Genomic DNA, 19,565 nt, shown 5'->3' on the forward strand with positions numbered 1-19,565 from the left:
AGCTGTACTCTCTTTTGTTACCCGCAGCCTGCCCGGAAGCTGGCTCATACCTGCAACCAAAAGGTCACAGGACCATCATTCACCAGAGAAACCTGCATATCGGCAGCAAATCTCCCGGTCTGCGTATTCATTTTCTGCTGGCGGCAGCGCTCAACGAAATACTCGTACAGCGCTTCCGCTTTATCCGGTGCCGCGCCTTTAGAAAATCCAGGACGCATCCCGCGCTCGGTATCCGCTGCCAGCGTAAACTGTGAAACCACCAGCACGCTGCCGCCAGCCTGCTGCACGTTAAGATTCATTTTGCCTTCAGCATCGCTAAAAATACGGTATCCCAGCACGCGTTCGCACAGGCGATTCGCCTTTTGCTCATCATCGTCTCTCTCGACGCCTAACAGCACCAGAAGCCCGGGACCGATTTCGCCCGTCACTTCATCCTCCACGGTAACGCTAGCTCGGGATACGCGTTGAATTAATGCAATCATGATTGTTCTGTTTCTTCTTTTTTCAGTTTGCGGTATTCACCGAGAGTGACAGTAATTTCAGCGCCAAGCAAGACGATACACCACGTCCAGTACACCCAGACGAACAAAATGGGTACCACGGCAAGCACGCCATAAATCAGCTGATAGGACGGGAACGCAGTGATATATAAAGCAAAAGCTTTCTTCCCCGCCTCAAAGAGCAGCGCCGCAACCAGGGAACCGATTATCGCATCGCGGTTACGGACCTCGGCCGTCGGCACAATGCTGTACAGCAGCCAGAATGCCACCCACGATAAAATGAGCGGAAAAATACGCAGCACATCGTCAATCACGCTATTCAGATCGCTGGCCCAGCGTAACGACAGGAGATAGGAGCTGATCGCAAGGCTGGCCCCCGCCAGCAGCGGCCCCAGCGTGAGGATCATCCAATATACGGCAAAGGAGTAGGTTTTTGGCCGGGTTCGGGTGCTGCGCCAGATAGTATTCAATGCGCTATCAATGGAATACATCAGCAGCAGCGATGTCACAATCAGGCCGAAAGCGCCCACGGCGGTCATCCGACTGGAGTTGGCGACAAACTGCTCGATATAGCCCTGAATCACATCGCCGGTGGTCGGAATAAAATTGGCAAAAATAAAGTGTCGAATCTGGATACTGACATCAGAAAACATCGGAAAGGCCGCAAACAGCGCAAATATAACGGCGATAAGCGGCACCAGGGAGAGTAACGACACATAGGCCAGGTTTCCCGCCAGGGTCGTCATATGATCTTCATCAATACGCCGCCATAGCAGCTTCAGCCAGGCCACCAGCGGCCGCAGATGGCGCGCTGTTTTTTGATGAACGGTTTTTAGCATAGCTGCTTCGCAAAGTAGTTCGGTATCGTCTCCTTTCCGGTCACCAGAATTGACGTGATACCTAACTGATCAGCGCCGGCAATATTATCCGCGTTATCATCGAAGAAAACCGTATCCTCAGCGGAGAAACCTTCCGATTCGAGCACGCTCTGGTAGATCCGCGCTTCGGGTTTACGCATCCCCATCTCCTGGGAGAGATAGATATGGTCAGCCACGGCGCGTATTTCTGGATATTCATCCGGCCAGAAGGTGGTATGCAAACGGTTAGTATTGGACAGGACCACGACTCGATGCCCCTGCTCGCGTAATTTTTGCATAATTGCCGTCACCTCCGGTCGCAGGGCGACGAAAACCGCCTGCCAGCCGTGGGAGAACTGCTCGTAGCTAAGCGGCATGTTCATTTCGTGGCACATCGCCGCCGCAAAATCCTCATCGCTAATTTCGCCGCGCTCGTGCTGATGGAACGCTTCACCCATAGTGAAATGCTGCTTCAGCGTCGCAAGAGGGATCCGCGTTAAATCGCTCCACGTCCCGAGCACCCGGTTGAAGTCAATATCGACAATCACATTACCTAAATCAAAGATATAGAGCATGGCCCTCTCCTTTTGCACCGTGGAAAATTAACTGTAGCGGGAAAGGGGGAGTTTGACTATGGGTGGCAGGGCTTTGTACAAAAAAGAAACCCTGCCATTGAGGCAGGGTTCAGATAGCGAAAAGAAGCGTTAATTACTCTTCTTTCGCGCCACGCATTGCGCGTTTACGGTCGTTCTCGGTCAGATGACGTTTACGGATACGAACGGAAGTAGGGGTAACTTCAACCAGTTCGTCGTCATCGATGAACTCCAGAGCCTGCTCCAGGGTCATCTTAACCGGCGGAACCAGAACCGTTGCTTCGTCAGTACCGGACGCACGCATGTTGGTCAGTTTCTTACCAGTCAGGCAGTTTACCGTCAGGTCGTTAGAACGGCTGTGAATACCGATGATCTGGCCTTCGTAAACTTCTGCGCCGTGGCCCAGGAACAGCTTACCGCGATCCTGCAGGCTGAACAGCGCAAACGCCACCGCTTTACCCTGACCGTTGGAGATCAGAACGCCGTTCTGACGCTGACCCACATCACCCGCACGAACGTCATCGTAGTGGCTGAAGGTGGAGTACAGCAGACCGGTACCGGAGGTCATGGTCATGAATTCTGAACGGAAGCCGATCAGACCACGGCTTGGGATCACGTAGTCGAGACGTACGCGGCCTTTGCCATCTGGATTCATGTTTTTCAGGTCGCCTTTACGCTCACCCAGCGCCTGCATAACAGACCCCTGGTGCTGCTCTTCGACGTCCAGCGTCACGTTCTCGAACGGCTCTTGCTTACGGCCGTCGATTTCGCGGAAGATAACTTTCGGACGGGAAACCGCCATTTCGAAACCTTCACGACGCATGTTTTCGATAAGAACGGACAGGTGCAGTTCACCACGGCCAGAAACGCGGAATGCGTCTGCATCCGGAGTTTCTTCAACGCGCAGCGCCACGTTGTGCACCAGCTCTTTGTTCAGGCGGTCAAGGATCTGACGAGAGGTAACGTACTTACCTTCTTTACCGCAGAACGGAGAGGTGTTAACGCAGAAGAACATGGAAACGGTCGGCTCATCGACGGACAGCGCCGGCAGCGCTTCAACATTCTGCGTATCGCAGATGGTGTCAGAGATGTTCAGCTCGCCCAGACCGGTGATCGCGATGATATCGCCCGCTTCAGCGATGTCGCTCTCGATACGCTCCAGACCCAGGTGGGTCAGAACTTTACCGACTTTACCATTACGGGTTTTGCCTTCGCTATCAACGATAGTGACCTGCTGGTTCGGCTTCACTTTACCGCGCTTGATGCGGCCGATGCCGATGACGCCAACGTAGTTGTTGTAGTCCAGCTGGGAGATTTGCATCTGCAGCGGGCCATCAAGGTCAACGTTCGGTGCCGGTACGCGATCGACGATAGTCTGATACAGCGGAGTCATATCCTCAGCCATATCTTCGTGATCCAGACCCGCGATACCGTTCAGCGCGGAAGCGTAAACGATAGGGAAGTCCAGCTGTTCGTCGGTAGCATCAAGGTTAACGAACAGGTCGAATACCTGATCAACAACCCAGTCAGGGCGCGCGCCAGGACGGTCAACTTTGTTGATAACAACAATCGGCTTCAGACCGTGGGCAAAAGCTTTCTTGGTGACGAAGCGCGTCTGCGGCATCGGACCATCAAAGGCATCAACCACCAGCAGCACAGAATCTACCATGGACATGACACGTTCAACTTCACCACCGAAGTCGGCGTGCCCAGGGGTATCAACGATGTTGATACGGTAATCATTCCATTTGATAGCAGTGTTTTTAGCGAGGATGGTAATCCCACGCTCTTTCTCCAAATCGTTGGAGTCCATCACTCGTTCTTGTGCTTCAGTACGCGCGTCGAACGTACCAGATTGCTGTAGCAGCTTATCAACCAGGGTAGTTTTACCATGGTCAACGTGCGCGATGATGGCGATATTACGCAGATTTTCGATCACAACTTTGCCTCAGGCATTAGAAATAGCGCGTTATTGTACACGGATTAATCGCAGTACAAAACAGGATCACAAACATCCTCCGCAAACAAGTATTGCAGAGATTCTTTGTGATCGCTTTCACGGAGCATTAAAAGGGTTATTCGAGTCCAATTGCACCAAATAAGTGCCCAATGTTCACACAAATGCACTATATTGGTGCAATGTATTCATTTTGGTGCAGCCCTTTTGCACGATGACGTGCATGATAACGCCTTTTGGGGGCAATTTAAAAGTTGGCACAGATTTCGCTTTGTATTTTTTAAGGCAACAACGCCACTTTTAGTAGCAAAAAAGTTTTCGTTTCCACGACGACACAGACCAATCCGGGAGAGTTTAAGTATGTCCGCTGAACACGTTTTGACGATGCTGAACGAGCATGAAGTGAAGTTTGTCGATCTGCGCTTCACCGATACCAAAGGTAAAGAACAGCACGTAACTATTCCTTCTCATCAGGTAAATGCCGAATTCTTCGAAGAAGGCAAAATGTTTGATGGCTCCTCGATTGGCGGTTGGAAAGGTATTAACGAATCCGACATGGTTCTGATGCCGGACGCAACCACCGCGCTGATCGACCCGTTCTATGAAGAACCGACTCTGATCATCCGCTGCGACATCCTGGAACCCGGCACTCTGCAGGGCTATGACCGCGACCCGCGTTCCATTGCTAAGCGCGCTGAAGAGTATCTGCGCTCTACCGGCCTGGCTGACACCGTACTGTTCGGGCCAGAACCAGAATTCTTCCTGTTCGATGACATCCGTTTTGGTGCGTCCATTTCCGGTTCCCACGTCGCTATCGATGATATCGAAGGCGCATGGAACTCCTCCACCAAATACGAAGGCGGCAACAAAGGCCACCGTCCGGGCGTGAAAGGCGGTTACTTCCCGGTTCCGCCGGTAGACTCCTCTCAGGATATCCGCTCCACCATGTGTATGATCATGGAAGAGATGGGCCTGGTTGTTGAAGCTCACCACCACGAAGTGGCGACTGCCGGTCAGAACGAAATCGCCACCCGCTTTAACACCATGACCAAAAAAGCGGATGAAATTCAGATTTACAAATACGTTGTGCACAACGTCGCACACCGTTTCGGCAAAACCGCGACCTTCATGCCAAAACCGATGTTTGGCGATAACGGTTCCGGTATGCACTGCCACATGTCCCTGTCCAAGAACGGCGTAAACCTGTTCTCCGGCGACAAATACGCGGGCCTGTCTGAACAAGCGCTGTACTACATCGGCGGCGTTATCAAACACGCTAAAGCGATTAACGCCCTGGCTAACCCGACCACCAACTCCTACAAGCGTCTGGTCCCGGGCTACGAAGCGCCGGTAATGCTGGCTTACTCTGCCCGTAACCGTTCCGCGTCTATCCGTATTCCGGTTGTCACCTCTCCGAAAGCGCGCCGTATCGAAGTGCGCTTCCCGGACCCGGCGGCTAACCCGTACCTGTGCTTCGCCGCGCTGCTGATGGCTGGCCTTGACGGTATCAAGAACAAAATCCATCCGGGCGAAGCCATGGATAAAAACCTGTACGATCTGCCGCCGGAAGAAGCGAAAGAGATCCCACAGGTTGCAGGCTCTCTGGAAGAAGCACTGAACGCGCTGGACGCAGACCGTGAATTCCTGACCGCCGGCGGCGTATTCACCAACGACGCTATCGATGCTTACATCGCCCTGCGTATGGAAGAAAACGACCGCATCCGTATGACTCCGCACCCGGTTGAATTCGAGCTGTACTACAGCGTCTGATTTTGCTGTAAATCCATGGTGCTTCGTGTTGTGGCGCGAGGTACCAGGGATGTTTTGTTGCCGTGGAAACTTTCAGCCCATCTCAGGATGGGCTTTTTTCTCCACCAACACGCTGATCTCGTGAGCTTTTTATTCATAAAAAGCTATACTGCACTAAAATGGTGCACTCTTTTTCTGGAGACTGTCGAATGGCAACAGGCACACTGCCCGATGCTGGGCAGATCCTTAACTCTTTAATCAACAGTATCTTACTGGTCGATGATGACCTGGCGGTTCATTACGCGAACCCGGCAGCGCAGCAGCTGCTGGCGCAAAGTTCTCGTAAGCTATTCGGCACGCCGCTGCCGGAACTGTTGAGCTATTTCTCGCTGAATATCGGCCTCATGCAGGAGAGCCTCGCTGCGGGGCAAGGTTTTACCGATAACGAAGTGACGCTGGTCATTGATAGCCGCTCGCATATCCTTTCCCTGACGGCGCAGCGCCTGCCGGAAGGCTATATTCTGCTGGAAATGGCGCCGATGGATAATCAGCGTCGTCTGAGCCAGGAGCAGCTGCAGCACGCACAGCAGATTGCCGCACGCGACTTAGTGCGTGGTCTGGCCCATGAGATTAAAAACCCGCTGGGCGGTTTACGCGGAGCGGCACAGCTGTTGAGCAAAGCGCTGCCCGATCCTGCGCTAATGGAATATACCAAAGTCATTATTGAACAGGCCGATCGGTTAAGAAATCTGGTCGACCGTCTGCTGGGGCCGCAGCATCCCGGGATGCACGTGACGGAAAGCATCCATAAGGTCGCTGAGCGGGTAGTGAAGCTGGTGTCGATGGAGCTGCCGGATAACGTCAAACTGGTTCGCGATTACGACCCCAGCCTGCCGGAACTCCCGCACGACCCTGACCAAATCGAACAGGTGTTGCTGAATATCGTCCGTAATGCGCTGCAGGCGCTGGGACCCGAGGGCGGCGAGATCACTCTGCGCACCCGCACGGCCTTCCAGTTAACCTTACACGGCGTACGCTATCGCCTCGCTGCGCGCATTGACGTTGAAGATAACGGCCCGGGAATACCGTCTCATTTACAGGACACGCTGTTTTATCCGATGGTGAGCGGGCGCGAAGGCGGTACCGGACTCGGTCTGTCTATTGCCCGCAGCCTTATCGATCAGCACTCCGGGAAAATTGAATTTACCAGTTGGCCAGGGCATACCGAATTCTCGGTGTACCTGCCTATTCGGAAGTAGAGGTGTTTATGCAACGAGGGATAGCATGGATCGTTGACGACGATAGCTCCATCCGTTGGGTGCTTGAACGCGCGCTCACCGGGGCAGGCTTGAGTTGTACAACGTTTGAGAGCGGTAACGAGGTGCTTGATGCCCTCACGACCAAAACCCCGGATGTGCTGCTGTCTGATATCCGCATGCCGGGAATGGATGGGCTGGCGCTGTTAAAGCAAATTAAACAGCGCCATCCAATGCTACCGGTCATCATAATGACGGCGCATTCGGATCTTGATGCGGCGGTCAGCGCCTATCAGCAAGGCGCCTTTGATTATCTGCCGAAACCGTTTGATATCGATGAAGCGGTAGCGCTGGTTGACCGGGCAATTAGCCATTACCAGGAGCAACAACAGCCGCGTAATGCGCCGATTAATAGCCCAACGGCCGATATCATCGGCGAAGCGCCGGCAATGCAGGACGTCTTTCGCATTATCGGCCGCCTGTCTCGCTCTTCTATCAGCGTGCTGATCAACGGCGAATCCGGTACCGGCAAAGAGTTGGTTGCCCATGCTCTGCATCGCCACAGCCCGCGCGCCAAGGCGCCATTTATTGCGCTGAATATGGCGGCAATCCCTAAAGACTTGATTGAGTCAGAGCTCTTTGGCCACGAGAAAGGCGCTTTTACCGGCGCCAATACCGTGCGTCAGGGACGTTTTGAGCAGGCAGACGGCGGTACGCTGTTCCTTGACGAGATTGGCGATATGCCGCTGGACGTCCAGACCCGTCTGCTGCGCGTCCTGGCCGATGGTCAGTTTTACCGCGTGGGCGGCTATGCGCCGGTGAAAGTGGATGTGCGTATTATTGCCGCCACCCACCAGAACCTTGAGCTGCGCGTCCAGGAGGGGAAATTCCGTGAGGATTTGTTCCATCGCCTGAACGTGATTCGCGTCCATCTGCCGCCGCTGCGCGAGCGTCGGGAAGATATTCCTCGCCTGGCGAGGCATTTCCTGCAAATTGCCGCTCGTGAACTGGGCGTGGAGGCCAAACAGCTGCATCCGGAGACGGAGATGGCGTTAACCCGGCTGGCGTGGCCGGGCAACGTTCGTCAGCTGGAAAACACTTGCCGCTGGCTGACGGTGATGGCCGCGGGTCAGGAAGTTCTGACGCAGGATCTCCCCAGTGAGCTGTTTGAAACCGCGATACCGGATAATCCGACGCAAATGCTGCCGGATAGCTGGGCGACGCTGCTGGGGCAATGGGCCGATCGCGCGCTGCGCTCCGGTCATCAAAACCTGCTCTCAGAAGCGCAGCCGGAGATGGAGCGTACGCTGCTGACCACCGCGTTACGCCATACTCAGGGGCATAAACAAGAGGCGGCGCGGCTGCTAGGGTGGGGCCGTAATACTCTGACGCGTAAGTTAAAAGAGTTGGGAATGGAGTAGCAGCGCAGCGGCGCGTAAAAAATAGTCATCCAGCGCAAACTGCTGCTATTTTGTACTTTACTGTTGCTATGCGTTGAGTATGATCTTGCCCGGAAAGACGGGGGGTAATCATGCTTGAATCACTCATTAATATTATATCGAGCGGAGTTGCAGCAGGTCATACGCCGCAGACGGCGGTAGCTGCCGTCCTGTGCGCGGCGATGGTTGGGCTGTTTAACTGATAATATCCCCTCTCCGGTAAGGAGAGGGGATATAGCTTATATCACGCGAGAAAACTGCTGCATCCGCGCTTTCTGCCGCAGGTAAGCATCAAAACACATACAGATATTGCGAATCAGCAGCCGGCCTTTCGGCGTAACCTGAATGCCCTTCTCATCCACATCCACCAGCCCGTCTTTAGCCAGCGGCGCCAACAATTTCATATCTTCGGCAAAGTAGTCATCGTAGATGAGCGCCCACTGTTTCTCTACCGCCGCAAAGTCGAGACGGAAGTTACAAATCAGCGCCTTAATGACATCACGACGAATGCAGTCATCGCGCGTCAACGCAATACCGCGCCACAGCGCCGTCCCGGTTTCATCGACCTGTTGATAATACTGTTTCAACTCTTTCTGGTTCTGCGCATAGCAATCGCCAATCATACTGATCGCCGACACGCCCATCCCCAGCAGGTCGGTGTCTCCCTGGGTGGTATATCCCTGGAAGTTGCGATGCAGAATACCTTCCCGTTGGGCTATCGCCAGCTCATCATCAGGGCGGGCAAAGTGGTCCATGCCGATAAACTGATATCCCGCAGAGGTTAACGAAGCAATCGTCTCCTGAAGAATATCCAGCTTTTGTTCAGCTGAGGGCAAATCGGCATCTTTGATTTTGCGCTGTGCAGCAAACAGCGTTGGCAGATGCGCATAGTTAAATACGCTCAGACGATCGGGATTAAGCTCCGCCACTTTCTGTAGCGTATAAGCGAAGCTCTGCGGCGTTTGCTTCGGCAGACCGTAAATCAGGTCGATATTGGTTGAGGTAAAGCCGATATCACGCGCGTGATTAAGGAGCGCGAAGATAAATGCTTCATCCTGCTCGCGGTTCACCAGACGCTGCACTTCTTTGTTGAAGTCCTGCACGCCCATGCTCAGGCGGTTAAAGCCTTCGGCGCGTAAATGATCCAGGACATCAAGCTCAATTTCACGCGGATCGACTTCAATGGAAATCTCTGCATCCGCGTTAAAATCGAAATGCGTACGCAGCAACCCCATCAGGCGGCTAATTTGCGCTTTGTTCAGATACGTCGGCGTACCGCCGCCCCAGTGCAGCTGATTAACCTTGCGGCCAGCAAAAAGCGGAGCGCGATGAATAATCTCCTGCTCAAGCACATCCAGATACTGGTCAGCCTTATGCTGCTGGCGGGTGACGATTTTGTTGCAGCCGCAGAAATAGCAGAGTTTATGGCAAAACGGGATATGCACGTATAGCGATAGAGGACGCTGCGGATAGCGGGCAACCGCCGCATCAAATTCAGCAGCGCCAAATTCTGGAGAAAACTCCAGCGCGGTGGGATACGAAGTATAACGCGGCCCGGAATAATTATATTTCTGGATCAGGGCCAGATCCCAGTCGATTAACTGCACAGACATGCTCACTCCTTCCGATGGTGCCGTCGGCGGGTACGCCGCCCCGGCCCAACCGCACCTCGGGTAATGAGCCGGTTGCGCAGCCATTTCTGACGCCGCGACAACCGTCGTAGTTTAACGAATAACCACAGCAGATAACATATAACCAGAAGGGTTATAAGCAGGACCGGGAATCCGATGGGATGCAAACGTTAGTTTCCACCCTTCAGCAGGCGCATCATATCTTCTTTGCGCTCTTCCTCTTCTTCATCTTCGTCATCATCATAGGAGAGGCCCAGCTGCTGCATCAGCTCATCAATGCGATCCAGTTTGGCATCAACCCAGGTTTGCTCTTCAGCATTCAGGGTGCCGCCCTCTTCAAGGCGTTCCAGCAGCGCATCCAGGCGCTCATCGTTCTCCAGCAAATCCAGCTCAGCCTGCGGTGAAAGCATAGGTTTCTCGCTCTTTGGTTTATGCTGCTTAATCGCCGGAGCGCTTTCAGTTACGCCCAGCGGGATGGGTTTTTTACTGCCAATTCGGGGATCTTGCTGCTGACCTTGTTTTTTTGCTGCTGAAGCGGTGTCGCCACCGGTCGCACGACTGCCTGCCGCATGGCCGCGATGCTTCTTCTGATGCTTACGCTCGCGAGCTTCCTGGTTCAATTCTTCACGCGTTTTGCGATTTTTTTTGCCACGAGGTACGGATGTCGGTTTTTTCATGTTGGGTAATCTTCAGGCCATTTTCTTCAGTATAGAATTGAGGCGGAATCTAGCAGAAAGCAAGCAAAGAAAAAAGGCGACAGATTACTCTGTCGCCTTTTTCCGTACTGACAACCCTTAAAGGGCTTCTACTTTCCCTGTTAGCTAACGACACACCCTGTCTTTCCTTCAGCTACCAACGGTCCCTGTTACTTCCATTTCCCTTTAAAACGTCTTCCAGACGTTTGTCATCCTGACAATCCGTAGTCCTCGCCTCCTGGCGCTTCCTGACCCCTCATCCTGAGTCATCATCCTGTTAGCATCCTCGCCCTTGGTCACTACTTTACTGGTTTGAGGAAAACCTACAACTGACTGTACAGAAAAAAATCTAATTTCAGAATTTTCTTTCAGCTTAATATCATGATTTATAAGCTTTTGTGTTATTTATGCTCGGATTTTTCTCACTCATATCTCATATAACCAATAGCCAATATCTCACAAAGAGTGTGGTTTTAACTTACATCAATGAGATGCGGTAAAAACAGTCTTTTTCTGTTGTTCAGGTATAATCCCCGCCATAGCCTGATTTAACGGAGACGACCGTCTTGACCAACTGGAATTATCAACTGACGCATTTTGTCACTAGCGCGCCAGATATCCGCCATCTTCCTGCCGATACCGGTATTGAAGTGGCATTTGCTGGCCGCTCTAACGCCGGGAAATCCAGCGCTCTGAATACGCTGACTAACCAAAAAAGCCTGGCGCGCACGTCGAAGACGCCCGGGCGTACGCAGCTGATTAACCTGTTTGAAGTCGCTGAGGGCAAACGCCTTGTCGACCTGCCGGGCTATGGTTACGCCCAGGTTCCGGAAGAGATGAAGATCAAGTGGCAGCGCGCGCTGGGTGAATATCTTGAGAAACGCCTCTGTCTGAAAGGGCTGGTGGTGCTGATGGATATTCGTCATCCGCTTAAAGATCTCGATCAGCAGATGATCCAGTGGGCCGTCGAAAGCGATATCCCGGTGCTGGTACTGCTGACTAAAGCCGATAAGCTCGCCAGCGGTGCGCGGAAAGCGCAGATCAATATGGTTCGCGAAGCGGTCATCGCCTTTAACGGAGATGTGCAGGTAGAAGCGTTTTCTTCCCTGAAGAAGCAAGGTGTGGATAAACTGCGTCAGAAGCTGGATAGCTGGTATAACGATATCCCGCCGCAGGAAGAACCCGAAGACGGCGAATAAGTTCGCAAAAAACCCGGATAGCGGCGCGTGAAGCCTTATCCGGGCTCCCCGCCTTTGCATGCATCGATGCGTAAAATTTTCTTTCGCGCAATAAAAAACGCCCCGGTCATAAATGACCGGGGCGGCTAAAATATTCAGCCAAATCCGATTACGTGAAGTAAAAGGTCTGAAAGATAGAACATCTTACCTCTGTACCCTACGTCTTTAACTCTACTCTTCTTTCGGTTACGGATAAAGCATTTTTTGTAGTTTTTTTTCACTCTTTACATAGCAAATTCAAATGATCATCACAAAACACGATAAGTTATGTTACTCACTTACAAAAAATGACCTTACCCGACGAATACTTAGTGCGCTTGATCCCAGTTTTCTCCACTACCGACTTCCACCAGCAGCGGAACCGCCAGCGTCGTACTGCTCTCCATCAGTTCGTGGATCTTTTTCGCGACCGCCTCAAGATCATCCTTATGCACTTCAAAGACCAGTTCATCGTGCACCTGCATGATCATCCGCACGCGGGGTTTTTCGCTTAGCAGCCAGCCGTCTACCGCGATCATCGCGCGTTTAATGATATCGGCCGCGGTACCCTGCATTGGCGCATTGATCGCCGCACGTTCGGCGCCAGCGCGGCGCGCGCCATTGCTGGATTTAATGTCCGGCAGATAGAGACGACGACCGTCCAGCGTTTCAACATACCCCTGCTCTTTGGCCTGGGTGCGAGTACGCTCCATATACTCCAGAACGCCCGGATAGCGCTCAAAGTAGAGATCCATATACTTTTGCGCTTCTTTGCGTGGGATATTGAGCTGTCGCGCAAGACCGAATGCGCTCATGCCGTAAATCAGACCAAAGTTGATCGCCTTCGCGCTACGGCGCTGCTCGCTGCTAACGCTCTCCAGCGGCAAACCAAAGACCTCAGCCGCCGTTGCGCGGTGGATATCTTTGCCTTCCGCAAATGCGGTCAGCAGGCCCTTATCGCGGGAGAGATGCGCCATGATGCGCAGTTCAATTTGCGAGTAGTCGGCCGAGACAATGAGATAATCTTCCGGTGCAATAAACGCCTGGCGGATACGTCGCCCTTCTTCGTTGCGTACCGGAATATTCTGCAGGTTCGGGTCGGTAGACGACAAACGCCCCGTAGCGGTCACCGCCTGGTGATAGGAAGTATGAACCCGCCCCGTTTTCGGGCTGATCATCAGCGGCAGCTTATCGGTATAGGTGGATTTAAGTTTTGCCAGTCCACGATATTCGAGGATAACTTTCGGCAGCGGATAGTCCAGCGCCAGCTCTTCCAGCACCTCTTCCGAGGTAGAAGGCGCACCGCCAGGGGTTTTCTTCAGCGGCTTAATGCCTTGTTTTTCAAACAAGATCGTTTGCAGCTGCTTCGGCGACGAGAGGTTAAACTCTTCACCCGCAATATCGTACGCCTTCTTCTCCAGTTCAATCAGGCGCTTGGCTATCTCCTGAGAATGCGCATGCAGCACGGCCGGATCAATCTTCACGCCGTTACGCTCCACGCGGGATAGCACCGGCACCAGCGGCATTTCAATATTTTTAAAGACGTTCAGCGGACCTTCATTTTGCTGAAGTTCAGGCCACATTTTGAGGTGCAGCTGCAGGGTGACATCCGCATCTTCCGCCGCGTAGCGGCCTGCTTCTTCCAGCGCAATTTGGTTAAATGTGAGCTGGTTTTTACCTTTCCCCGCGATTTCTTCGAAGGTAATGGTTTTGTGCTTCAGCCAGCGATCGGAGAGACTATCCATATCATGACGGCCCGCCACGCTGTCGAGAATGTAGGACTCCAGCATGGTATCGAAGGCAATACCGCGCAGTTCAATGCCGTAGTTAGCCAGGATCCCGCGGTCATATTTGAGGTTTTGTCCAACCTTCAGAACCTTGCCATCTTCCAGTAACGGTTTCAGCAATTCCAGGACGCGGTCGCGAGGGATTTGATCCGGCGCGTCCAGATAATCATGGGCGACCGGTACATAGGCCGCCACGCCAGGTTCAATGGCGAAGGAGAGGCCCACCATATTGGCGGATACGTTATCCAGGCTGTCGGTTTCGGTATCAAAGGCAAAAAGCGGCGCTTTCTTCAGGTTTTCAATCCAGGTGAGCAATGTTTGTTCATCCAGAATGGTGACGTAGTTTTCAGCGGAGAGCACTGTCGCGGTTTCTTCTTCTGCCTCGGCCACTTCGGCAGCCGCTGCCAGCGGCCTGGCCGCAGACTTAGCGCCTTTTGCCTGCATCCACTTACCGGACTCTACATCAGTGATCCAGCGTTTAAATTCATATTTTTTAAACAGCGTCAGCAGTTCATCCGCAACAGGTTGTTCAACCAGCAGATCTTCACAGCCCAAATCCAGTTCAACGTCCGTTTTGATCGTCGCCAGCTGATAAGAGAGGTAAGCCACCTCTTTATTCTGTTCCAGCTTTGCCGCCATCGTTTTCGCGCCGCGGAAAGTCAATCCGGCGATTTTTTCAGGCTCAGCATATAACGTATCAAGACCACCCAGTCCCTGCAGAAGCGCCTGCGCGGTTTTCTCCCCCACCCCAGGCACGCCCGGAATGTTATCCGAGGAGTCACCCATCAGGGCCAGAAAATCGATGATCAGTTCCGGTGGAACGCCGTATTTTGTCACGACTTCGTCGGGGCCAAGGATGGTGTTAGTCATGGTATTAATGAGCGTAATACCCGGCGTAACCAGCTGAGCCATATCTTTATCACCGGTGCTGATCAGCACCGGACGCCCTACTTTTTCAGCTTCACGGGCCAGGGTACCGATGACATCGTCTGCTTCCACGCCAGGAACGGCCATTAGCGGAAGGCCCATCGCTTTCACCATGGCATGCAGCGGCTCGATCTGCGCACGGAGATCGTCCGGCATCGGTGGACGATGAGATTTATAGTGCTCAAACAGTTCATCCCGGAAAGTCTTTCCCTTGGCATCAAACACAACGACAGCATGGGTCGGTTGATACTGCAGGATCAGGCTTCGCAGCATATTCAGCACGCCATACATGGCGCCTGTCGGTTCGCCTGCGCTGTTCGTCAGCGGGGGGAACGCGTGGTATGCCCGATAAAGGTAAGAAGAGCCGTCAACGAGGATGAGAGGGTTTTCTGGGATCTGAACCATATTTTCCGTGCCTGTTTATCAGATTATCGGTAAAGGATGCCACAGACGGACATTAAATCCTGAATTTTTCCCACATTTCGTCGAAAAGATTCAGCGATCCCCAGGATCGCGTTGCGGCCTAACCTGTGGATAACTTTGTGAATAGTTTTATAACGTTGATCGACCAATGATTAATAAAATAATATAACGGAAAAATATTCCATATTTATCATGCAATTATAGGTTCACAACCTGCTTTATTATCATCATGGCGACTCGATGTTCCATGTGGATATAAGATCCAGAAATTTTTCTGTTCTGGTAAGACCCGTTATTTACTCTATTTTCTGATAAAATCAGCCCCTTGCGCTGTTTATAGGCGTTCTTTATCAGCCTAACTTTCTGAATAATTTAACTATGCCGAGATTACTCGCCGCGATAACGCTCCCGCTGAGTATCGCCCTGACTATCATAGTCACCGTCATCTGCTCCGTGCCAATCATCATCGCCGGGCTGATTAAACTTCTTGTGCCCGTTCCTGCGGTCTGGCGCTCGATATCCGTTTTTTGCAATTTCATGATGTACTGCTGGTGTGAAGGACTGGCGTGGCTGCTGCGCCTTAATCCCTGTCTTAAATGGGATGTACAGGGCCTTGATGGTCTGAGTAAAAAGAACTGGTATCTGCTTATCAGCAACCATCACAGCTGGGCCGATATCGTGGTACTTTGCGTCCTGTTCCGCAAACATATTCCGATGAATAAATATTTCCTCAAGCAACAGCTCGCCTGGGTTCCGTTTATTGGGCTGGCCTGCTGGGCGCTGGATATGCCTTTTATGCGCCGTTATTCCCGAGGCTATTTACTCCGCCATCCCGAGCGCCGTGGCAGAGATGTTGAAACTACTCGCCGCTCCTGCGAGAAATTCCGCGCGCATCCCACCACTATCGTCAACTTTGTTGAAGGTTCACGTTTTACTGAAGAAAAGCGACAGCTAACCCGTTCGCCATACCACAATCTGTTAGCGCCAAAAGCGGCAGGTATCGCAATGGCATTAAGCGTGCTGGGCTCGCAGTTTGATAAGCTGTTGAACGTCACGGTGTGTTACCCGGAAAATAACCAAAGACCGTTTTACGATATGCTGAGCGGTCGATTAACACGCATTGTGGTGCGAATCCATCTTGAGCCCGTAGCGGAAGAGCTGCATGGCGACTATGTAAATGATAAAAACTTTAAGCGACGCTTTCAGCGTTGGCTAAATACGCTCTGGGAAGAGAAAGATCGGCAGCTAACGGAAATCATGCAGCAGGCAAAGAAGTGACTTGGGACGCAGAAAAGAAAAACGCCGGTCAGTGACCGGCGTTTATTTTTTATTTCTTATCAACCAGCTGCTTAACGGTATCAGCATACTGGGCAACAAATGCGTCCATGTTGCTGGTATCCATACCCTGCGGATTAAGCTGGTATTTACCATTAACGTACATAGCAGGCACGCCCTGCAGCTGGAAATCAGCAGCGGCTTTCTCTTGCTGAGCCACCAGAGATTTCACCACAAAGCTGTTCCAGGCCGCATCGTAATCTTCACCTTTGACGCCGGCATCAACGAAGACCTTACGAATATCGGCCACGGTCTGGACGGTCTGGTTTTTCTGTACCGCTTCAAACATTGGGACGGTGATCTTATCTTCCACGCCCAGCGCCATCGCCACAGCCCATGCCTGAGTCAGATCCTTGCCTAGTGGACCCAGGAACTCAACGTGGTATTTTGTCATTTTGACGCCTTCCGGCAGCTTTTTCTTCACGTTATCTGATACGTGAAGGACTTCTTCAAACTGATAGCAATGCGGGCAATAGAACGAGAAAAACTCGAGCACCTGAGGCTCACCAGCAACGGGTTTATCGAGGGTAATATACTGCTTACCGTCGGTGATCTGGGCAGCGGATGCACTAAAAGCCAGAATCATACCAGCCAGCGCCAGCCAAATTTTTTTCATGATTAACTCTCTCCTGGATATATCACATTAATACATTGGCGTTAACTGAAGAGGCGGTTCTTGCAGAACCTTTACCTGCTCAAGAAAAGTTGTTGTCTGCCCGCGCCAGTAATCTTCCCCGGTCAACCATGGGAAATTTTTAGGGAAAGCGGGATCTTCCCAGCGCCTTAACAACCACGCCAGATAATAAACTAACCGCATTGCACGTAAAGGCTCGATGAGAGCAATCTCATCCGTATTGAAAGGGCTAAACTCTTCATACGCTTCAATAATCATCTCAAGCTGCATACGCTGCTCGGGTTTATCACCGTTCAACAGCATCCACAGATCCTGGATAGCAGGGCCGTTACGTGAATCATCTAAATCAACAAACAAGGGGCCATCGCGCCAGAGGATGTTTCCCGCATGGCAATCACCGTGTAACCGTAAAATATTGGCGCGTCCGTGCCATTGCGCCATTACCGCGTCAATGAGTTTATCGGTAGCGCTGAGAAAGGCATCTTTCAGGCCAGCAGGAATCAGTGGGGAGAGCTCAAAGACCTGTCGGGGCTCCAGAAGATACTCATTGGTGCCTATCTCCGGACGAGCGACAAAGCGCTGTTTGCGTCCCGTTTGATGCATACGGCCAAGATAACGCCCAACCCACTCCATCTGATCGAGATTATCCGCCTCAAACTGACGTCCACCCAGGCTGGGGAAAACGGCGAAAAAGAATCCCTGATGTTGGTGAAGCGTGCTCTCGTTAAACAACAAAGGCGCCGCAACGGGCACGTCGTCCTCAACGAGCTGAAGCGAAAAGTGGTGTTCTTCGAGGATTTGTTCGGCAGACCAGCGCTCAGGACGATAGAACTTCACCACATAGCGGCGACGATCTTCGTCCTGAAACTGGTAAACTCGGTTCTCATAGCTATTAAGCGGAGTAAGACCGGAATCTACCCGCATACCCAGATCAAATAAACCATCAATGATGGTATCCGGGTGAAGCGTCTGAAAAGTGAAAGCCTTATCGTGCATCCTGACATCCGATAATCGTACGAATGATACAGGATATCATCTCATTGCCGATTCCGCGGCAGCGCTTACAACCTTTTACTCTTTAATCACGCCGCGGGCGCGTAGCAAGGCGGTTTTAAAATCTTCTTCATAATCTTTCTGGATACCTGGAATAACGGCCTCTTTTGCCGAGTCGCGCATTTTCAAATGGTAGATCAGAATATCGTCGGAAAGATCGCTCAATTCGCCAGCATAACCCGCTTCTTTCGCTAGTTTTTGCAAGAATTGCATCAAATTCAGTTCAGGTTCTTTCTGCCAGGCCGGCTGGAGGAGTTCAATCACTTCATTCAGGCGTTTACATTTCATAGCAATGCTCCTTAATCTTGATAGGAGTACGTTAGCAGGGACAAACCCACAATGAAAGAGGCGATATTGATATGCAGGGTGAGGTAATAACCGGCGTCGTGCTGGCGGGGGGAAGAGGCACGCGCATGGGAGGAATAGATAAAGGATTACAGCTGCTGAATGGTAAGGCCCTGTGGCGTCATGTCGCCGATACGCTGCAGCCTCAGGTCGCCAGGCTGGTGATTAGCGCTAACCGCAATCTTGATTGCTGGCGAAGCAGCGGCTACCCGATTATTACCGACTCTCTGAACGACTTTCCCGGGCCGTTGGCCGGCATGCTTTCCGTAATGCATCAGGTCGAGGGCGAATGGTTTCTGTTTTGTCCGTGCGATACGCCATTTATCCCATCATTTCTGGCGACTCGCTTAGTGCAGCACAAAACATCAGCCCTGGCCGTTTGGGTACACGATGGTGAACGAGACCATCCGGCCATTGCTCTGGTAAATCGCAAGGTGATCGGCGAACTGGAAACGTATCTGGCCGCAGGAGAGCGGCGAGTAATGGTATTTCTGCACAAAATTGGCGGTCATAGCGTCGATTTTAGCGATGTAAAATCAGCATTTATAAACGTTAATACTCTCGACGATTTGCAACATATGCAGGTGCCATCATGATCCCACTTTTAGCCATCGCCGCCTGGAGCGGCACAGGTAAAACAACCTTATTGAAGGCTCTGATTCCGGCACTGCGCGCAGAAGGTTTACGGCCAGGGCTAATTAAACATACCCATCACGATATGGACGTGGATAAGCCGGGTAAAGACAGTTATGAACTGCGTAAAGCCGGAGCGGCTCAGACCATTGTCGCCAGTTCGCAGCGTTGGGCATTAATGACGGAAACGCCAGATAAGCCTTCACTGGATCTGGCATGGCTGGTCAGCCGAATGGATGCCTCAACGTTGGATTTAGTCCTGGTTGAGGGTTTTAAACATGAACCCGTGCCCAAAATCCTGCTTTATCGGCACAACAGCGGGCATAGTACAGAAGAATTAGTGTTTGACGATAATGTGATTGCTATCGCCAGCGATAGGCCGGTCGAGACGTCGCTTCCACTGTTAGATTTAAACGATGTTCCGCAGATAGCCGCTTTTATTATGCAGTGGTTAAAAGGGGTTTAGCCAGGAGCAGGTAAATTTTCAGGTACATAGCCATGATCTATCGGCCTGAAGGTGTCTGTTGGTATTTT

The 19,565-nt window shown here is 52.1% G+C and carries 19 protein-coding genes; 8 read left to right on the forward strand and 11 right to left on the reverse strand.

Annotated elements, in window-relative coordinates; all coding sequences use genetic code 11:
• Positions 1 to 44: 44 nt before the first annotated feature.
• The 4 genes from dtd to typA all read right to left on the reverse strand — a co-directional run bounded on the left by dtd (position 45) and on the right by typA (position 3,889).
• Positions 45 to 482, reverse strand: a complete 438-nt coding sequence (gene dtd / locus KO1_RS23360; protein WP_004107369.1) for a D-aminoacyl-tRNA deacylase — start codon at positions 480 to 482, stop codon at positions 45 to 47.
• Entirely contained in the window at positions 479 to 1,339 is an 861-nt protein-coding gene (locus tag KO1_RS23365; protein WP_004107366.1) for a virulence factor BrkB family protein, read from the reverse strand. Before KO1_RS23365 ends, dtd begins: the two co-directional genes overlap by 4 nt.
• Positions 1,333 to 1,932 carry a glucose-1-phosphatase gene (yihX, locus tag KO1_RS23370; protein WP_004107358.1) on the reverse strand — a complete coding sequence of 200 codons (600 nt, stop codon included), beginning with the start codon at positions 1,930 to 1,932 and terminating at the stop codon, positions 1,333 to 1,335. Before yihX ends, KO1_RS23365 begins: the two co-directional genes overlap by 7 nt.
• A gap of 133 nt (positions 1,933 to 2,065) precedes the next feature.
• The gene (typA, locus tag KO1_RS23375) at positions 2,066 to 3,889 is read right to left on the reverse strand and encodes a ribosome-dependent GTPase TypA (protein ID WP_004107356.1); all 1,824 of its coding nucleotides are present in this window, start codon (positions 3,887 to 3,889) and stop codon (positions 2,066 to 2,068) included.
• Between the two features lie 378 nt (positions 3,890 to 4,267).
• Between typA and glnA the strand changes: the two genes are divergently transcribed.
• The 4 genes from glnA to KO1_RS28350 all read left to right on the forward strand — a co-directional run bounded on the left by glnA (position 4,268) and on the right by KO1_RS28350 (position 8,554).
• Positions 4,268 to 5,677 carry a glutamate--ammonia ligase gene (gene glnA / locus KO1_RS23380; RefSeq protein WP_004107355.1) on the forward strand — a complete coding sequence of 470 codons (1,410 nt, stop codon included), beginning with the start codon at positions 4,268 to 4,270 and terminating at the stop codon, positions 5,675 to 5,677.
• A gap of 188 nt (positions 5,678 to 5,865) precedes the next feature.
• Positions 5,866 to 6,915, forward strand: a complete 1,050-nt coding sequence (gene glnL / locus KO1_RS23385; RefSeq protein ID WP_004107353.1) for a nitrogen regulation protein NR(II) — start codon at positions 5,866 to 5,868, stop codon at positions 6,913 to 6,915.
• A gap of 8 nt (positions 6,916 to 6,923) precedes the next feature.
• Positions 6,924 to 8,333, forward strand: coding sequence for a nitrogen regulation protein NR(I) (gene glnG / locus KO1_RS23390; protein WP_004107350.1), 1,410 nt, complete (start codon positions 6,924 to 6,926; stop codon positions 8,331 to 8,333).
• 110 nt (positions 8,334 to 8,443) lie between these two features.
• Positions 8,444 to 8,554: a YshB family small membrane protein gene (locus KO1_RS28350; protein ID WP_016809591.1), complete on the forward strand. Its 111-nt coding sequence runs from the start codon at positions 8,444 to 8,446 to the stop codon at positions 8,552 to 8,554.
• 36 nt (positions 8,555 to 8,590) lie between these two features.
• Here KO1_RS28350 and hemN read toward each other — a convergent pair whose 3' ends face one another.
• Together hemN and yihI are read right to left on the reverse strand one after the other, a co-directional pair.
• Positions 8,591 to 9,964, reverse strand: a complete 1,374-nt coding sequence (gene hemN / locus KO1_RS23395; protein WP_004107348.1) for an oxygen-independent coproporphyrinogen III oxidase — start codon at positions 9,962 to 9,964, stop codon at positions 8,591 to 8,593.
• Positions 9,965 to 10,152: 188 nt separating this feature from the next.
• Positions 10,153 to 10,659, reverse strand: coding sequence for a Der GTPase-activating protein YihI (gene yihI / locus KO1_RS23400; RefSeq protein WP_004116778.1), 507 nt, complete (start codon positions 10,657 to 10,659; stop codon positions 10,153 to 10,155).
• Positions 10,660 to 11,243: 584 nt separating this feature from the next.
• Here yihI and yihA point away from each other — a divergent pair.
• Entirely contained in the window at positions 11,244 to 11,876 is a 633-nt protein-coding gene (gene yihA / locus KO1_RS23405) for a ribosome biogenesis GTP-binding protein YihA/YsxC (protein WP_004107344.1), read from the forward strand.
• 134 nt (positions 11,877 to 12,010) lie between these two features.
• On the opposite strand, the gene spfP is transcribed toward yihA, so the two are convergent.
• A complete protein-coding gene (spfP, locus tag KO1_RS29020) occupies positions 12,011 to 12,058 on the reverse strand; it encodes a small protein SpfP (protein ID WP_071892919.1) in 48 nt (15 codons plus the stop codon).
• A 165-nt stretch (positions 12,059 to 12,223) separates the two neighbouring features.
• Complete coding sequence (gene polA, locus KO1_RS23410; protein WP_004107343.1) at positions 12,224 to 15,013, reverse strand: DNA polymerase I; 2,790 nt, start codon at positions 15,011 to 15,013, stop codon at positions 12,224 to 12,226.
• Between the two features lie 396 nt (positions 15,014 to 15,409).
• Here polA and yihG point away from each other — a divergent pair, with 396 nt between their 5' ends.
• Positions 15,410 to 16,309, forward strand: coding sequence for a 1-acylglycerol-3-phosphate O-acyltransferase, YihG family (yihG, locus tag KO1_RS23415; RefSeq protein WP_032729179.1), 900 nt, complete (start codon positions 15,410 to 15,412; stop codon positions 16,307 to 16,309).
• 49 nt (positions 16,310 to 16,358) lie between these two features.
• Here the strand turns inward: yihG and dsbA are convergent, their stop codons facing one another.
• The 3 genes from dsbA to KO1_RS23430 form a co-directional block, all read right to left on the reverse strand.
• Positions 16,359 to 16,982, reverse strand: coding sequence for a thiol:disulfide interchange protein DsbA (gene dsbA, locus KO1_RS23420; protein WP_004107338.1), 624 nt, complete (start codon positions 16,980 to 16,982; stop codon positions 16,359 to 16,361).
• A 27-nt stretch (positions 16,983 to 17,009) separates the two neighbouring features.
• Positions 17,010 to 17,996 (reverse strand): serine/threonine protein kinase, encoded by a 987-nt coding sequence (locus KO1_RS23425; protein WP_004107336.1) that lies wholly within the window; start codon positions 17,994 to 17,996, stop codon positions 17,010 to 17,012.
• 75 nt (positions 17,997 to 18,071) lie between these two features.
• Positions 18,072 to 18,341 (reverse strand): YihD family protein, encoded by a 270-nt coding sequence (locus tag KO1_RS23430; protein WP_004107333.1) that lies wholly within the window; start codon positions 18,339 to 18,341, stop codon positions 18,072 to 18,074.
• Positions 18,342 to 18,412: 71 nt separating this feature from the next.
• On the opposite strand from KO1_RS23430, the gene mobA reads away from it, so the two are divergent.
• Both mobA and mobB read left to right on the forward strand, forming a co-directional pair.
• Positions 18,413 to 18,994, forward strand: a complete 582-nt coding sequence (gene mobA, locus KO1_RS23435; protein WP_004107332.1) for a molybdenum cofactor guanylyltransferase MobA — start codon at positions 18,413 to 18,415, stop codon at positions 18,992 to 18,994.
• On the forward strand, positions 18,991 to 19,497 hold the full coding sequence (gene mobB / locus KO1_RS23440; RefSeq protein ID WP_004107330.1) for a molybdopterin-guanine dinucleotide biosynthesis protein MobB: 507 nt from the start codon (positions 18,991 to 18,993) through the stop codon (positions 19,495 to 19,497). Before mobA ends, mobB begins: the two co-directional genes overlap by 4 nt.
• Positions 19,498 to 19,565: the final 68 nt, after the last annotated feature.

It is taken from the genome of Klebsiella oxytoca NBRC 105695 (assembly GCF_001598695.1).
Classification (GTDB): Bacteria; Pseudomonadota; Gammaproteobacteria; order Enterobacterales; family Enterobacteriaceae; genus Klebsiella; species Klebsiella oxytoca.

Coding starts and splice junctions, on each gene's coding strand:
- dtd (WP_004107369.1), bottom strand. CDS start 482: ATGATTGCATTAATTCAACGCGTATCCCGAGCTAGCGTTACCGTGGAG.
- KO1_RS23365 (WP_004107366.1), bottom strand. CDS start 1,339: ATGCTAAAAACCGTTCATCAAAAAACAGCGCGCCATCTGCGGCCGCTG.
- yihX (WP_004107358.1), bottom strand. CDS start 1,932: ATGCTCTATATCTTTGATTTAGGTAATGTGATTGTCGATATTGACTTC.
- glnA (WP_004107355.1), top strand. CDS start 4,268: ATGTCCGCTGAACACGTTTTGACGATGCTGAACGAGCATGAAGTGAAG.
- glnL (WP_004107353.1), top strand. CDS start 5,866: ATGGCAACAGGCACACTGCCCGATGCTGGGCAGATCCTTAACTCTTTA.
- glnG (WP_004107350.1), top strand. CDS start 6,924: ATGCAACGAGGGATAGCATGGATCGTTGACGACGATAGCTCCATCCGT.
- KO1_RS28350 (WP_016809591.1), top strand. CDS start 8,444: ATGCTTGAATCACTCATTAATATTATATCGAGCGGAGTTGCAGCAGGT.
- hemN (WP_004107348.1), bottom strand. CDS start 9,964: ATGTCTGTGCAGTTAATCGACTGGGATCTGGCCCTGATCCAGAAATAT.
- yihI (WP_004116778.1), bottom strand. CDS start 10,659: ATGAAAAAACCGACATCCGTACCTCGTGGCAAAAAAAATCGCAAAACG.
- polA (WP_004107343.1), bottom strand. CDS start 15,013: ATGGTTCAGATCCCAGAAAACCCTCTCATCCTCGTTGACGGCTCTTCT.
- yihG (WP_032729179.1), top strand. CDS start 15,410: ATGCCGAGATTACTCGCCGCGATAACGCTCCCGCTGAGTATCGCCCTG.
- dsbA (WP_004107338.1), bottom strand. CDS start 16,982: ATGAAAAAAATTTGGCTGGCGCTGGCTGGTATGATTCTGGCTTTTAGT.
- KO1_RS23425 (WP_004107336.1), bottom strand. CDS start 17,996: ATGCACGATAAGGCTTTCACTTTTCAGACGCTTCACCCGGATACCATC.
- KO1_RS23430 (WP_004107333.1), bottom strand. CDS start 18,341: ATGAAATGTAAACGCCTGAATGAAGTGATTGAACTCCTCCAGCCGGCC.
- mobA (WP_004107332.1), top strand. CDS start 18,413: ATGCAGGGTGAGGTAATAACCGGCGTCGTGCTGGCGGGGGGAAGAGGC.
- mobB (WP_004107330.1), top strand. CDS start 18,991: ATGATCCCACTTTTAGCCATCGCCGCCTGGAGCGGCACAGGTAAAACA.